Source organism: Mesorhizobium sp. M0145, from assembly GCF_040322355.1.
Classification (GTDB): Bacteria; Pseudomonadota; Alphaproteobacteria; order Rhizobiales; family Rhizobiaceae; genus Mesorhizobium.
The window spans coordinates 11,778-25,717 of record NZ_JAMYTK010000013.1 but is presented as its reverse complement, the minus strand read 5'-3'; the positions used below and the strand labels follow the sequence as shown (position 1 = coordinate 25,717).

General features: G+C 61.4%; 15 protein-coding genes. 1 reads left to right on the top strand and 14 read right to left on the bottom strand.

The window, feature by feature from the left end; genetic code table 11:
* The 7 genes from NKJ28_RS19115 to eno form a co-directional block, all read right to left on the bottom strand.
* Positions 1-639 (bottom strand): SGNH/GDSL hydrolase family protein, encoded by a 639-nt coding sequence (locus NKJ28_RS19115; protein WP_023675083.1) that lies wholly within the window; start codon positions 637-639, stop codon positions 1-3.
* Entirely contained in the window at positions 636-1,055 is a 420-nt protein-coding gene (locus NKJ28_RS19110; RefSeq protein WP_023675084.1) for a hypothetical protein, read from the bottom strand. Before NKJ28_RS19110 ends, NKJ28_RS19115 begins: the two co-directional genes overlap by 4 nt.
* 18 nt (positions 1,056-1,073) lie before the next feature.
* The gene (locus NKJ28_RS19105; RefSeq protein WP_023675085.1) at positions 1,074-2,450 is read right to left on the bottom strand and encodes a pyruvate dehydrogenase complex dihydrolipoamide acetyltransferase; all 1,377 of its coding nucleotides are present in this window, start codon (positions 2,448-2,450) and stop codon (positions 1,074-1,076) included.
* An 18-nt stretch (positions 2,451-2,468) separates the two neighbouring features.
* Positions 2,469-3,872 carry a pyruvate dehydrogenase complex E1 component subunit beta gene (locus tag NKJ28_RS19100; protein WP_023675086.1) on the bottom strand — a complete coding sequence of 468 codons (1,404 nt, stop codon included), beginning with the start codon at positions 3,870-3,872 and terminating at the stop codon, positions 2,469-2,471.
* 15 nt (positions 3,873-3,887) lie between these two features.
* Positions 3,888-4,877, bottom strand: a complete 990-nt coding sequence (gene pdhA / locus NKJ28_RS19095) for a pyruvate dehydrogenase (acetyl-transferring) E1 component subunit alpha (protein ID WP_245274631.1) — start codon at positions 4,875-4,877, stop codon at positions 3,888-3,890.
* Positions 4,878-5,099: 222 nt separating this feature from the next.
* Positions 5,100-5,420: an FtsB family cell division protein gene (locus NKJ28_RS19090; RefSeq protein WP_023675088.1), complete on the bottom strand. Its 321-nt coding sequence runs from the start codon at positions 5,418-5,420 to the stop codon at positions 5,100-5,102.
* A 134-nt stretch (positions 5,421-5,554) separates the two neighbouring features.
* Positions 5,555-6,829 carry a phosphopyruvate hydratase gene (eno, locus tag NKJ28_RS19085; protein WP_352636698.1) on the bottom strand — a complete coding sequence of 425 codons (1,275 nt, stop codon included), beginning with the start codon at positions 6,827-6,829 and terminating at the stop codon, positions 5,555-5,557.
* 203 nt (positions 6,830-7,032) lie between these two features.
* Between eno and NKJ28_RS19080 the strand changes: the two genes are divergently transcribed.
* Positions 7,033-7,155, top strand: coding sequence for a hypothetical protein (locus NKJ28_RS19080; protein WP_084642452.1), 123 nt, complete (start codon positions 7,033-7,035; stop codon positions 7,153-7,155).
* A gap of 76 nt (positions 7,156-7,231) precedes the next feature.
* Here the strand turns inward: NKJ28_RS19080 and NKJ28_RS19075 are convergent, their stop codons facing one another.
* The 7 genes from NKJ28_RS19075 to NKJ28_RS19045 form a co-directional block, all read right to left on the bottom strand.
* Positions 7,232-7,597, bottom strand: coding sequence for a PRC-barrel domain-containing protein (locus NKJ28_RS19075; RefSeq protein WP_023675091.1), 366 nt, complete (start codon positions 7,595-7,597; stop codon positions 7,232-7,234).
* A 122-nt stretch (positions 7,598-7,719) separates the two neighbouring features.
* Positions 7,720-8,571, bottom strand: coding sequence for a 3-deoxy-8-phosphooctulonate synthase (kdsA, locus tag NKJ28_RS19070; RefSeq protein WP_031211318.1), 852 nt, complete (start codon positions 8,569-8,571; stop codon positions 7,720-7,722).
* Positions 8,568-9,455 carry a VOC family protein gene (locus tag NKJ28_RS19065; RefSeq protein ID WP_352636697.1) on the bottom strand — a complete coding sequence of 296 codons (888 nt, stop codon included), beginning with the start codon at positions 9,453-9,455 and terminating at the stop codon, positions 8,568-8,570. Before NKJ28_RS19065 ends, kdsA begins: the two co-directional genes overlap by 4 nt.
* 96 nt (positions 9,456-9,551) lie before the next feature.
* Positions 9,552-9,839 carry a Dabb family protein gene (locus tag NKJ28_RS19060; RefSeq protein WP_352577846.1) on the bottom strand — a complete coding sequence of 96 codons (288 nt, stop codon included), beginning with the start codon at positions 9,837-9,839 and terminating at the stop codon, positions 9,552-9,554.
* A 102-nt stretch (positions 9,840-9,941) separates the two neighbouring features.
* A complete protein-coding gene (locus NKJ28_RS19055; protein ID WP_023675095.1) occupies positions 9,942-10,076 on the bottom strand; it encodes a hypothetical protein in 135 nt (44 codons plus the stop codon).
* A 368-nt stretch (positions 10,077-10,444) separates the two neighbouring features.
* A complete protein-coding gene (locus NKJ28_RS19050) occupies positions 10,445-12,424 on the bottom strand; it encodes a bifunctional 2',3'-cyclic-nucleotide 2'-phosphodiesterase/3'-nucleotidase (protein WP_352636696.1) in 1,980 nt (659 codons plus the stop codon).
* A 131-nt stretch (positions 12,425-12,555) separates the two neighbouring features.
* A complete protein-coding gene (locus NKJ28_RS19045; RefSeq protein ID WP_352636695.1) occupies positions 12,556-13,821 on the bottom strand; it encodes an NAD(P)/FAD-dependent oxidoreductase in 1,266 nt (421 codons plus the stop codon).
* Positions 13,822-13,940 lie beyond the last annotated feature (119 nt).

Sequence of the window (13,940 nt, the reverse complement as noted above, 5' to 3'; positions counted from 1 at the left end):
TCACAATTCCAACATGAGGCGCACGAGCGGCGCCAGCGCTTGCCCGACGTTCCGCGTGTTTTCCGCGTCCAGGTGGACGCCGTCGAGCGGCGTGGTTTTGGCCACCGTGCCGGCATCGAAGAAGCCGCAGCCGGCCTCGTCGGCAAGGGCGGAATATTGCGGCGCCAGCCGCTTTGACGCGTCATCGCCGCCGGCGAACATTTCCTTGAACTCGGCGTTTTCCGTGCGGCTGACTACGGGCGGCGCGACGATCAGGATCTGCGGCGCCGGCCAATCGAACGGGTAATCATGACCGCGCACGATATCGATCAGGCGTTGCATACCTTGTTTGGCCGCGACCGGATTACCGTGAATCCACGGCTTCATATCGTTGGCGCCGAGCATGATGACGATCAAGTCGATCGGCGCATGCGTCGTCAGGATTGTTGGCAACAGCCTTGCGCCATTGCGGTCCGCTCCGGCCAAGTGATCGTCAAAGGCGGTGGTTCGGCCATTCAGGCCTTCGGCGATGACCTCGACGCCGCTGCCCAATGCCGCCTGCAGCACGCTCGGCCAGCGATCTTCCAGCGGATGCCGGCCGAGGTTTGCCGCGTCATAGCCCCAGGTAAGCGAATCGCCGTAGCAGAGGACCGTCTTCATGTGCCTGCCCCGCCGAAACCTGGTTGCGAGCGCGCCAATCGCCAGCGCACGAAAAGCCACTGGACCAGCACCGTAGCGATGCCTGGCAGGACGAGACCGGCGACGATAGGAAGATCGCCCGACCACTCGCGCTTGCCCGGCGGCTGGGAGAAAGTCCAGCCGATCAGGGAAACTCCAACGAGCACAAAAGATGCTACCCCTATGGTCGCGGTCAGTTTTGTTGCCCGTCGTGGGTCCGACATGAATTGTGCGATGAAGAATGCGAGCGTCGCGAAGATGGTGACGAGAGCCGAGATCATGAATACAAGGATGTACTCCACGTCGGCCTTGGTGGCGACGGCGAGCCACTGCACCACCAATCCGCCGGCCAAACCGGAAAGAAAGAAGGCAAAAAGGCTGGTGAAGAATTTCCGCACCGCCCTGTTTCCCTTCTCTTAAACCAGCATGCCCATTGGATTTTCGATCATACGCTTGAAGGCGACGAGCAGCTCGGCGCCGAGCGCACCGTCGACGGCGCGGTGATCGGTCGACAGCGTCACCGACATGATTGTGGCGATCTTGATCTCGCCGTTCTTGACCACTGCGCGTTGCTCGCCGGCGCCGACCGCAAGGATCGTCGCATGCGGCGGGTTGATGACGGCAGAAAAATCCTTGATGCCGAACATGCCGAGATTGGACACCGCCGTGGTGCCGCCCTGATATTCTTCCGGCTTCAGCTTGCGGCTGCGGGCGCGGCCGGCAAGATCCTTCATCTCGTTGGAGATGACGGACATCGTCTTTTCGTCAGCACGCCGGATGATCGGGGTGATCAGGCCGCCGGGGATCGATACGGCAACGCCGACATCGGCGTGCTTGTGTTTGATCATGGCGTTTTCTGTCCACGACGCATTGGCATCCGGAACCGCCATCAGCGCCATGGCAAGAGCCTTGATGACCATGTCGTTGACCGACAGCTTGTAGGCCGGCGTTTCGCCCTTCTCGGTCTTCTTCACCGGCGCGGCCGCATTGATCTGCGTGCGCAGGGCCAGAAGTGCGTCGAGCTCGCAGTCGAGCGTCAGATAGAAATGCGGGATGGTGGTCTTGGCTTCGACCAGCCGCCTCGCAATGGTCTTGCGCATATTGTCGTGCGGGATCAGCTCGTAGGAGCCTTCGGCAAACAGTTTGAGCACCTGCTCGTCCGACATCGCCTTGGGTGCTGCGGCCGCAGGTGCCGGAGCGCCGGCGGGCGCCGCTTTTGCTGCTGGTGCCGCCTTGGCGCCGCCACTGGAAATTGCGGCATCGACATCGGCCTTTACTACGCGGCCGCGGGGGCCGGAGCCTGTCAGCGCCGCGACATCGACGCCGGCTTCCCTGGCAATGCGCCGGGCCAGCGGCGAGGCGAAGATGCGCTCACCGCTTGCGTGGCCGTTGGCGACCGGCACCGCTTCCGCCTTAGGCGCAGGTGCGGCAGGCTCCTGCTTCGACGCTTCGGGCTTTGATGTTTCAGCTTTGGGGGCTTCCGCTTTCGGAGCCTCAGCCTTGGCCGGCGCAGCGCCATCACCGCTTTTGGCGGCAGAAGCAGCATCCTCGCCCTCGGCAGCCAGCACCGCGATCAGCGCATTGACCTTGACGCCTTCTGTGCCGGCCGGAACCACCAGCTTGGCGACCGTGCCCTCGTCGACGGCTTCGACTTCCATCGTCGCCTTGTCGGTCTCGATCTCGGCAATCACGTCGCCGGGCGAAACTTTATCGCCTTCCTTGACCAGCCACTTGGAAAGATTGCCCTCTTCCATTGTGGGCGACAGCGCCGGCATGGTGATGTTGATCGGCATTTTGTCCTCCCGCCCTGCTCAGCGATACGTGACGGCTTTGACCGCCTCGACGACCTCGCCGACATTGGGCAGCGCCAGCTTTTCGAGGTTCGCCGCATAGGGCATCGGCACGTCCTTGCCGGCAATTGTAATGACCGGTGCATCGAGGAAATCGAAGGCGCGCTGCGAGACCTGATTGGCGATATGGTCGCCGACCGAGTTCTGCGGAAAGCCTTCCTCGACCACCACGAGGCGATTGGTCTTTTTGACCGAGGCGACGATGGTGTCGAAGTCGAGCGGGCGGATGGTGCGCAAGTCGATGATCTCGGCATCGATGCCCATGCCGCGCAACTCCGCCTCCGCCTTGAGCGCGTAGGTCATGCCGATGCCGAACGAGACGATGGTCACGTCCTTGCCGGATTTGTGAATGCGCGCCTTGCCGATCGGCAGCACGAAATCGTCCATCTTCGGCACGTCGAAGGAGTGGCCGTAGAGGATTTCGTTCTCGAGGAAGATGACCGGGTTCGGGTCGCGGATCGCCGCCTTGAGCAGACCCTTGGCGTCGGCGGCGGTATAAGGCATCACCACCTTCAATCCAGGAATATGGCTGTACCAGGCGGCATAGCACTGCGAATGCTGCGCGGCGACGCGGGCAGCAGCGCCGTTCGGGCCGCGAAAGACGATCGGGGCGCCCATCTGGCCGCCGGACATGTAGAGCGTCTTGGCGGCTGAATTGATGATCTGGTCGATCGCCTGCATGGCGAAGTTGAAGGTCATGAATTCGACGATCGGCTTCAGGCCGGCCATCGCCGCGCCAACACCAACGCCGGCAAAGCCGTGCTCGGTGATCGGCGTGTCGACCACGCGTCTCGGACCGAATTCCTGCAACAGGCCCTGTGTGATCTTGTAGGCGCCCTGGTACTCGGCGACTTCCTCGCCCATGACGAAGACGTCGCCGTCGCGGCGCATTTCCTCCGCCATTGCGTCGCGCAAGGCTTCACGCACTGTGGTCGAGACCATTTCGGTGCCGGCCGGGATGTCCGGATCGGCGGCAATTTCCAACCTGGGCGCAGCGGCAACAGGTGCTGCCGCTTCGCTCTTGGCCGCAGCAGCCGCGGGGGCCGGAGCGGCAGCGGGCGCTGCTGCTTGCGCCTCAACAGCCTCCTCGCCGATACCTTCGCCTGCCTCGTCGATGTCTTCGCCATCGACGGCCAGCACAGCGATCAGCGTGTTGACCTTGACACCTTCGGTGCCGGCAGGAACCACGATCTTGGCAAGCGTGCCGTCGTCCACGGCTTCGACTTCCATCGTTGCCTTGTCGGTCTCAATCTCGGCAATGGCGTCACCCGCCGCGACCTTGTCGCCCTCTTTCTTCAACCACTTGGAAACATTACCCTCTTCCATGGTCGGCGAGAGGGCGGGCATGAGAATTTCGATCGGCATGTCCTTGCCCTCTCGTTAAAGTACGATGTCGGTCCAGAGCTCGGACGGATCCGGCTCCGCGTCGTTCTGGGCAAATTCTGCGGCGTCGGCGACAACGTCGCGGACTTCCTTGTCGATGGCCTTGAGCTCGTCCTCGCTTGCCCATTTCTTGTCGAGCAGCCGCGCTTTGACCTGCTCGATCGGGTCACGTTCGGAGCGCATTTTCTGCACTTCTTCCTTGGAGCGGTATTTTGCCGGATCCGACATCGAATGGCCGCGGTAACGATAGGTCTGCATTTCGAGAATGAGCGGCCCGTTGCCGGCGCGGCACCATTCGGCGGCGAGGTCGCCGGCTGCCTTTACAGCGCGCACATCCATGCCGTCGACCTGGATGCCTGGAATCTTGAAGGACGCGCCGCGGTGCGAGAAATCCGTCTCGGCCGACGAGCGCGAGACCGAGGTGCCCATGGCGTAGCGGTTGTTCTCGATGATGTAGATCACCGGAAGCTTCCACAGCGAGGCCATGTTGAAGCTTTCGTAGACCTGGCCCTGGTTCGCCGCGCCATCGCCGAAATAGGTCAGCGTCACATTGTTGTTGCCGCGATAGCGGTTGGCGAAGGCAATGCCGGTGCCGAGCGACACTTGCGCGCCGACGATGCCGTGGCCGCCGTAAAAATGCTTCTCCTTGGAGAACATGTGCATGGAGCCGCCCTTGCCTCTCGACAGGCCGCTACGGCGCCCGGTCAGTTCGGCCATGACGCCGCGCGGTGACAACTCCATGGCCAGCATATGACCATGGTCGCGATAGGCGGTGATCATCTGGTCGCCGTCGATCAGCGCCATCTTCATGCCGGTAACGACCGCTTCCTGGCCGATGTAGAGGTGGCAGAAACCGCCGATGAAGCCCATTCCGTAAAGCTGGCCGGCCTTTTCCTCGAAGCGGCGGATGAGCAGCATGTGCCGGTAGGCGGCAAGCTCCTGGTCTTTGGTGAATTCAACAGGCTTCGGGGTGGAAAGGCCCGGCATCTTGCCGTCTGATTTGGATTTGGCAGGCGCTTTTCTGGTGGCGGTGGCCATGCATCACTCCCTGTTGGCGTCTCTTGGCGGACAGCGAGGGAGATCAGTTCTCCCACCGATTTGAGGCAGGCTAACATGCAGGGAAGGCTTTCGCCATGCCGAAAACGCATGGCTGTCATGCATCTAAGCAATTAAAATCATTGCAAATATCGCTGATTAACTGAGATCAGGTTATCTTGCGACCGGCAGCATGATGGTGATCTCGTCGGCGTGGGACAGATTAAGCGCCTTGCGCGCCTGCTCGTCCAGCATGTCCTTCTCCAGCGTGCCCTCATGCATCAGCTGAACGCGGCGCTCGAGATCGATCCGGCGCGCCCTGACGGCATCGAGCCTGCCCTGCAATTCGGCAGTCTCAGCTTCGAGCTGATACTTGGAATAGATGCCGAACTCGCCATGATAGGCATGGAAACCGAAATAAGTCAGGAACACCACGCAGAGCGAGGGGATGATCAGCCGGCCGGTGTTTCTTTGCTTGTGCTGGCGTGTCCACATGGTCCGAATCCTCTACGCCGCCTTTGTCGCCCGATTGTGCTTAATGGACGGTTACAGCCTGTTGGATTCAGAGCCTGGAAGCAAAAAAGGGCGGGAATGTCCCCGCCCTCGTCGCCACGGATTTTCTCTCGAAATCAGCTTTTCACGATCGACTTGCCGGCATATCGCGCCTGCTTGCCGAGCTCCTCCTCAATGCGGATAAGCTGGTTGTACTTGGCCATGCGATCCGAGCGCGACAGCGAGCCCGTCTTGATCTGCCCGCAATTGGTGGCAACGGCGAGGTCGGCGATGGTCGAATCCTCGGTCTCGCCCGAGCGGTGCGACATCACCGCGGTATAGCCGGCCTTGTGCGCGGTCTCGACGGCGTCGAGCGTTTCGGTAAGCGAGCCGATCTGGTTGACCTTGACCAGGATCGAATTGGCGACACCCATGCGGATGCCGTCGCGCAGCCGCGCCGTGTTGGTGACGAACAGATCGTCGCCAACCAGCTGCGTTTGCTTGCCGATGAGATCAGTCAGTATTTTCCAACCGTCCCAGTCATCCTCGGCCAGGCCGTCCTCAATGGTGATGATCGGGTAGTCGGCAGCGAGTTTGGCTAGATATTTGGCCTGCGCCTTCGGGTCGCGGGTTTTCCTCTCGCCTTCATAGACGTAGTTGCCATCCTTGAAGAATTCGGTCGCCGCGCAGTCGAGGCCTAGCGCAACCTCCTCGCCGGCCTTGAAGCCAGCCTGCTCGATCGATTCCATGATGAAGTCGAGCGCGGCCGGCGCGCTCTTCAGGTTGGGGGCAAAGCCGCCCTCGTCGCCGACATTGGTGTTATGGCCGGCGTCCTTCAGCTTCTTTCGCAGCGTATGAAAGATCTCCGAGCCCCAGCGCACGCCGTCGCGCAGCGTCGGCGCGCCGATCGGCAGGATCATGAATTCCTGGAAATCGATCGGGTTGTCGGCATGCGCGCCGCCATTGATGATGTTCATCATAGGCACCGGCAGCACATGGGCCTTGGTGCCGCCGACATAACGATAGAGCGGCAGGTCGGCCGCTTCGGCCGCGGCCTTGGCCACAGCCAGCGACACGCCGAGGATGGCATTGGCGCCGAGCCGGCTCTTGTTGGGCGTACCATCGAGCTCGATCATGGTCTGGTCGATATGGATCTGATTCTCTGCCTCCATGCCGCCGATCGCCTCGAACAGCTCGCCGTTCACCGCCTCGACCGCCGTGAGCACGCCCTTGCCGAGATAGCGGGGGCCGCCATCGCGCAGTTCGACCGCCTCATGCGCGCCGGTCGAGGCGCCGGACGGCACCGCGGCGCGACCCATCGAGCCGTCTTCGAGCACGACGTCGACCTCGACGGTCGGATTTCCGCGGCTGTCCAGGATTTCACGCCCGACAATGTCGATGATGGCCGTCATTGCGATGTCCCCGATTGATCGATTGAAGCGTCGCGCACCTCTTAGCCAAAGCGCCGCAAAACGCAATCGGGGCACTTGCAAATATTGCCCGTGCGCTACGGGATTCACGAAGCACGAAGCGCTGTCATCATTTGTCATACGCGGCATGCCGGTTTCTGGTTTATGGCTGTTGTCGCGCGGGGCGAAACAGGAGGAGTTTCGCCATGTCCCAGTTGAGCGGTATTGTGAGTTTGTTCCTGATCGCGGCTGCGTTCCTGACGTCGTGCGACAATCAGCAACCCCCGCAGGGATCGTCGCCTTTGCCGGCCCTGCAGATTGCGCAGTAGCATCCCGCCACATCGAAGGCCCCCGATTTCCCGGGGGCCTTTTTGATTCCAGGAGACTTAGTCAGTGCCAGTAAGGTCAGTGCCAGTAAGGCTCGACCTTGTAGTAGTTGTATGAGGCGTCACGCGCGGCCTCGCCGTCGGCGCCGGTCAGCTCGTTGATCGAATAGGAAGGAGCGGCCATCAGCTGGTCTTTGGTGAACGGCACGACATAGCCGCCCTTGTTCTCATCATAGTCAAGGCTCGCCCACGGAATGGCGTGGTATTTCTCGCCGATGCCGAGAAATCCGCCAAAACCGATCACGGCAAACATGATTCCGTTCGACAGTTTGTCGAGCATGACATCCTCGATGTCGCCGATATGAGTGCCTTCCGTATTGTAGACCGATGTGCCGATAACCCGCGAAGCGGCGATGGCTTCGGTGTGTCCCGTCTGGGTCGTCATGGTGTGCTCCTCGTCGTCGTTGACATTAGATTTTGACAATGAGGGCCGCGGGCTAAGGTTCCAGGCGGGTTCGAAATTCTTCAAAGTTTTCTTGGCGACGCTGGTGTGGCGCAACTGCTGGTTCAACCCACGCTTTTGGCAATGCGATCGAACGCCATCAGCCGTTCAAGCAATGCGGGAAGATCCTTTAGCGGCACCATGTTGGGACCGTCGGAAGGCGCGTTGTCGGGGTCCTGGTGCGTCTCGATGAAGACGCCGGCGACGCCAACCGCGACGGCCGCGCGCGCCAGCGTCTCGACAAAGCGCCGGTCGCCTCCGGACGAACCGCCCTGCCCACCCGGCTGCTGCACGGAATGGGTGGCATCGAAAATCACCGGCGCGCCGATCTCGGCCATGATCGGCAGCGCCCGCATGTCGGACACCAGGGTGTTGTAACCAAAGGATGCGCCGCGCTCGGTGACCAAGACATTGGCGTTGCCGGAGCCGATGATTTTGGCGACGACGTTCTTCATGTCCCACGGCGCGAGGAATTGCCCCTTCTTCACATTCACCACCTTGCCGGTTCTTGCCGCAGCGATCAGCAAATCGGTCTGGCGGCTGAGGAAGGCAGGAATCTGCAGGATATCGGCATGCGGAGCGACGATCGCGCATTGTTCCTCAGTGTGGACGTCAGTCAGGATCGGCAGCGAAAAATTGTTGCGCAAGTCGTCGAAGATCGGCATTGCCGCTTCAAGTCCCGCACCGCGCGTGCCGCCAAGCGATGTGCGATTGGCCTTGTCGTAGCTGGTCTTGTAGACGAGCCCGATTCCGAGCCGTTCCGTCAATTCCTTCAGTGCACCGGCCATGTCGAACGCGTGCTGCCGCGATTCCAGCTGGCATGGACCGGCGATCAGCGACAGGGGCGCGCTGTTGCCGAAAATGACCTTGCCGATCGCAACGGAAGAATTTGGCATCAGAGGATTGAGATTGTTCATGCGATCTCCCGGAAAATGAAGGCTGCGCCCTGCCCTGGCGCCGGCGGCACGATGATATCACCGCCGCGCATGTGGTGTTCGACGGAATTGGCTGCAAGCAGCTTGGCGACGGTGTCGCCGTGCCTAACCGAAAAGACGATCCCAGCAAAGCGGAGTTCAGATGGCGCGCCGGCAGGAATGCCGAAGCGTGCCGAATAGGCTGCAGGATCCAGAACGGTCACGACGGCATTCGGCAGCTCATAGACAGTGCCGCCGCCCTGCGCCTTGATCCCAGCCGCGATCGAAATCACATTGCGTTGTTCGAAGGGTTCGCCACTGGCTGCCACGATTTCGACAATGCCGGTTGCGCCATTAGCGTGGGCCTGCAACGCAGTGCGGTCGACGTTCGGCGCATTGATCCGCTCGCAGGCGAAGAGAAAAGCGTCCGTTGCCTTGCCTGTAGCCGCGAAGGCCAGTTTGAACGATGCGGTGTCGCTCTTTCCCGTCGCATCGGTGAAGGCGCGCGAAAAGCTTAGCGCGTCTCCCGCCGACAGACCGGCTTCCATGTAGCGCGCGTGGTCCGCGGCGGCGCTTTCGGTGCCCAGCGCCACGGCAGAAAATCCTTCATCGCCGTTTTCTTCGCGATACGTGCGATCACGCACGACAAAGACATTGCGGTTCGCGATCGCCGTTGCCGCGGCCTGCCGGTCAGCGACCGCGAGCGGTTCGAGATAGGTGCCGTCGGTGAGGAAGACACAGCAGTTTTCGGTTCCGAAAGGGTGGATACCTGTCGGCGCAACGGTAAAGCCGAGCAAGGTCAAGCGCGCCCGCGCAACATCGAGGCTCGCGGTCGGCAGCACCAGGTGATCGAGCGGATGAGGGCTTGCGGGGGTGTTCTCTGTCATGTCCCGCGCGATGTGCCTCATTCCTGAAAATGGTTCAAGGGCTTGGCCGACGCCTCAGCGGAAAGACCACATCAGCGCGTAGGGGACGGCGGCTCGTCAACTTGCCACGATATCGGCCGAATAACGCAATTCGCGCAGAGGTTTGACCCGGCTGGTGGTCTCTGCATAGAGCGGATGCGCCTTGTAGGCGGCGAGCGCTGCCTCGTCCTCGAACTCGGCATAGACGACCACATCGATTTCATCCGAGAGCGGGTCGACCTTGGTGTTGAGCATCACCTCGAAATGGCGCGAGTGGGGTATCTTGCCGAGCGCCAGCAGACCCGTACGCACTGCCTCGACGTCCACTTTACGCCGTGCGCTGAAGAAAACGATATGCCGGATCAACCCAGCCTCCTGGACCGTTGGACCGGCGTTCTTTTGTGTCAGCGGGAGCGTGCCGTCAATCGGCAGGATGTCGCGTCGGCGAACCGTGGCGAAAAAGAGAAACTACACCATGCTGGTTACATAGTGCACGACGCGGGTCACCTCCCTGATGGTCCTGTCGAGGTAGCGGCCTTGGTTGTAAATGCCGTCCCAGATCAGGAAAAAGGTGACGGTCGTGATGATGATGACATAACGCATGGCTAAAACTAGCGCATATGGATGCTTGCAACCATAGTGATTCCGGCCCTGCTGGGACCCTCCCCGAATTTTAACGGCCTTTGGTCTGTCCGCTGCGATGCTTGCTGGCCAGAATGGCGCTACCGCTGCAGGGCGCCTTGGAAAGATAACCCCGCTCGGCTTCGACGACCGCTTCCCGCCTCGATCGACCAACTGCCACACGATTATTCCGGTGGGATTTCGACGGACGCGCTGGATCTGGTCATGCCGCCGTCAAGCGGCGTTTCGCACCACCTGCTTGAAGAGGCCCCCTGTCTCAAACGGATTGGCCGTATCGGGACAGTATCTTAACGCTGAGACAGTTTCGAGCCGACGCTCAAATCCTTGCCTCAAAGCGTGATGCGGTACTTGGAAAACCCCGCTTCGCCCTCGCCCGCCGGCTCGATCGTCAGCGACTTCACTTGCGCAATAAACTCTCTCGCCTTGGCGCCGGTCTCGAACACGACGCTGGTTCCCGGTAGTGGCGCAAACGACCAGTTGGCATCCGCCGACAGGTTGATGGTGCCTTCGCTGACGATATAGCGCACGATCACGTCGCGGTTGGTGTCGGGCGCTTCGTAGATGATCTTCGAGGCATTGATCTCCGGGAAATTGCCGCCGCCGCCGGCTCGGTAGTTGTTGGTGGCGACGACGAATTTCCGCTTGGGACCAATTGGTTTGGCGTCGAACATCAAGTCAATGATGCGGGTCGAGCCAGCATTCACCAGCCCGCCCTTCGAATCATATTTCGGTGGCTGCGACAGGTCGATCCGGTAGGTGACGCCGTCGATCACGTCGAAATTATAAGACGGGAAGTCGGTGTTGATGAGCGCCTGGTCGGCTTTGCCCGGTTCGATCCGGTTGAAGATGCCGGCCGACATTTCCAGCCATTCCTTCACCTCTGCCCCGGTGATTTCGACGGCGCGCACCGTGTTTGGATAGAGGTAGAGGTCGGCGACGTTCTTGATGGCGATATCGCCCACCGGTACGTCGGTGTAATAGTCGGCGCCGTTGCGCCCGCCCGCCTTGAACGGTGCCGCCGCCGACAACAGCGGCATATCCTTCCACTCTGTGTTCTTCAGGATGTCCTTCAAGTACCAGGTCTGCGCCTGGCTGACGATCTGCACCGATGGATCGTCGGCGACCAGCGCAAAATAGGAATAGAGCGGCGCCGAGGTTTTGCCGACCGGCCGGCGCACATAGGCAAGCGTCGCCTCGTGGTCCTGTTTGAGCGCGTCGACGATGCGCTGGTCGTCCGCGACGGTCGGCTTGTTCGTCTTGTCGACCCGCTCAAAGATCGGCCTGGCCTCAGAGGTCGTCGAAACGATTTTCCACGTCGATCCGTCGCGCTCCAGCAACAGATCGATCAGCCCCATGTGCGAGCCCCAGAAGCCGGCCATGACGGCGGGCTTGCCTTGCAACGTGCCTTTCGCCGTATCGACGGCGTCCAGCGACTGAAAGTCCTTCTTGCCGGGGAAGACCAGATGCTGGTGGCCGGTGAACACCGCATCGATACCTTCGACACCGGCAACGAAGAAGGAGGCATTCTCCATCATGTCGCTTTGCTTCACATCGATGCCGGAATGGGAGAGCGCAATGACGATGTCGGCGCCTTCTTCCTTCATTTGCGGCACCCACGCCTTGGCCGCCTCGACGATGTCGCGCGTCTTGACGCTGCCCTCGAGATTTTTCAGGTCCCAGACCATGATCTGCGGCGGCACGAAGCCGATGATGCCGATCCTGATCGGTTGCTCGGCGCCCGACCCGTCTTTGATGTTCCTGTCGAGGATGACGTAAGGCTTGAGATAAAGCTTGTCGTCGCGCGGGTTCGCGGCGAGCTCCGTGCCGCGGATCAGGTTCGCGCAGACAAACGGGAAATTGGCACCGGCCAGCACCTTGTCCATGAACGACAGGCCATAGTTGAACTCGTGGTTGCCGAGCGTCGAGCATTCGTAGCCGAGCAGGTTCATGCCCTTCATGACCGGATGCAGATCGCCATCCTTCATCCCCCTCTCGTAGGCGATGTAGTCGCCCATCGGGTTGCCTTGCAGAAGGTCGCCATTATCGATCAGCATCGCGTTGGTTGCTTCCTTGCGCACGGCTTCAATCAACGATGCCGTTCGCGACAGCCCCATCGTGTCGTTAGCTTTGTCGGCGTAGTAGTCGTAAGGCAGCACATTCACGTGGATGTCGGTCGTCTCCATAATCCTCAGATGCGCCTGATTGGCTTGAGCCCGGGCGGAGAACGGGTGCAGCATGATCAGCGCTCCGCTGGCGGCAACGCCGGCGAGGAAATCGCGGCGTGAGACGAGGTGGCGCAATTGGGACATTCGTTTTCTCTTCCTTCCACGACGTGACAAGTCCTGCCCGAAGCAAAGCTTCGCGCCGAAATCCAGCCGAGTCCAGAAGCCGATCCCATCAAGAGGAGGTGACGCGCCGATGAATGTCCGGCAGCGAACAATCAGCCCTTATCGTCGTCGCCCTGGGTGATCAGCCGCGCGCTGCGCTGACCGGTGAAGTAGATCCATAGCCAACTCAGGGAAACCGCAAGCCGGTTACGAAAGCCGATCAGGAAGTAAATATGCGCCAAGCCCCATAGCCACCAGGCAAGCCGGCCGGTAAGCTTGATCCAGCCGAAATCGATGGCCGCCGCGCGCTTGCCTATCGTCGCCAAATCGCCGTCATGCCTGTAGCTGAAAGGACGCGGTGTCGCGTCACCGGCAAGCCTTGCCTTGATCGCCGTGGCGACGTGCCGTCCCTGCTGCTTGGCGGCGGGCGCGACGCCCGGCACCAGCCGGCCATCCGGCCGCAGGACGTGCGCTGCGTCACCGATGACGAAAATCTCCGGGTTTCCCGGCGCACTCAGGTCGGGCTCGACAAGCACTCTGCCCGCGCGGTCCGCTGCCGCGCCGAGCCATTCGGCGGCCGGCGAAGCGGCGACGCCCGCCGCCCACAGGATTGTCCTGGCCGGCAAATGTGTGTCGCCGAAGACGACACCCTCGGCATCGCAGCGCGTAACCGCGCGGCCGAGTTCGACGGTCACGCCGAGCCGTTCGAGCGCCTTCATTGCATAATCAGAGAGTTCCGGCGCGAAATTGGCAAGAACGCGGTCGCCGGCCTCAATCAGCACCACACGCGTCTGCCGCGTGTCGATGTTGCGGAACTCGCCGCGCAGCGTGTCGTGCGCCAGTTCGGCAATGGTGCCGGCCAATTCCACGCCGGTCGGCCCGCCGCCGACGATCGCCAGCGTCAGCAATGCCTGGCGCTGGGCGGGATCGGTTTCCCGCTCGGCCTGCTCGAAAGCCAAAAGAATACGCCGTCGAATGGTCGTGGCGTCCTCCAGCGTCTTCAGGCCCGGGGCGAATGGCTCCCATTCGTCATGGCCGAAATAGGCGTGCCGCGCGCCGGTGGCCAGCACCAGCGTGTCGTAAGCGACCGTGCCGCCGTCCTGCAGCAGCACCCGCTTGCCGGTGCGGTCGATGCCAGTCACAGCGGCAAGCAGCGTCGTCACGTCCTTGCGCCTGCGCAGGAGATGGCGGATCGGCCAAGCCACTTCGGAGGTGGCCAGGGCCGTCGTCGCCACCTGGTAGAGCAGCGGCTGAAAGAGGTGATGATTGCGCCTATCGATCATGGTGATGCGCACCGGCGCGCCGGCAAGTGCGCGGGTCAATTCGAGGCCGCCGAAACCGGCGCCTACGACGACGACGTGATGGTTGGCTATGTTCATCTCACTCATCCCTCTCGCCAAGGCTGATGTAAGTATCCTTGTGCAGTGCAGCAATGCCTGCGCTGCAACTGCCTGGGACTCGTCTCTTGATGTCGTGAATACGCATGCTGCAGACTCAT

What these genes read in the sequence shown, in the direction of transcription:
- NKJ28_RS19115 (WP_023675083.1), bottom strand. Translation starts at nt 639, where the DNA reads ATGAAGACGGTCCTCTGCTACGGCGATTCGCTTACCTGGGGCTATGAC.
- NKJ28_RS19105 (WP_023675085.1), bottom strand. Translation starts at nt 2,450, where the DNA reads ATGCCGATCAACATCACCATGCCGGCGCTGTCGCCCACAATGGAAGAG.
- NKJ28_RS19100 (WP_023675086.1), bottom strand. Translation starts at nt 3,872, where the DNA reads ATGCCGATCGAAATTCTCATGCCCGCCCTCTCGCCGACCATGGAAGAG.
- pdhA (WP_245274631.1), bottom strand. Translation starts at nt 4,877, where the DNA reads ATGCCGGGCCTTTCCACCCCGAAGCCTGTTGAATTCACCAAAGACCAG.
- NKJ28_RS19090 (WP_023675088.1), bottom strand. Translation starts at nt 5,420, where the DNA reads ATGTGGACACGCCAGCACAAGCAAAGAAACACCGGCCGGCTGATCATC.
- eno (WP_352636698.1), bottom strand. Translation starts at nt 6,829, where the DNA reads ATGACGGCCATCATCGACATTGTCGGGCGTGAAATCCTGGACAGCCGC.
- NKJ28_RS19080 (WP_084642452.1), top strand. Translation starts at nt 7,033, where the DNA reads ATGTCCCAGTTGAGCGGTATTGTGAGTTTGTTCCTGATCGCGGCTGCG.
- NKJ28_RS19075 (WP_023675091.1), bottom strand. Translation starts at nt 7,597, where the DNA reads ATGACGACCCAGACGGGACACACCGAAGCCATCGCCGCTTCGCGGGTT.
- kdsA (WP_031211318.1), bottom strand. Translation starts at nt 8,571, where the DNA reads ATGAACAATCTCAATCCTCTGATGCCAAATTCTTCCGTTGCGATCGGC.
- NKJ28_RS19065 (WP_352636697.1), bottom strand. Translation starts at nt 9,455, where the DNA reads ATGACAGAGAACACCCCCGCAAGCCCTCATCCGCTCGATCACCTGGTG.
- NKJ28_RS19055 (WP_023675095.1), bottom strand. Translation starts at nt 10,076, where the DNA reads ATGCGTTATGTCATCATCATCACGACCGTCACCTTTTTCCTGATCTGG.
- NKJ28_RS19050 (WP_352636696.1), bottom strand. Translation starts at nt 12,424, where the DNA reads ATGTCCCAATTGCGCCACCTCGTCTCACGCCGCGATTTCCTCGCCGGC.
- NKJ28_RS19045 (WP_352636695.1), bottom strand. Translation starts at nt 13,821, where the DNA reads ATGAACATAGCCAACCATCACGTCGTCGTCGTAGGCGCCGGTTTCGGC.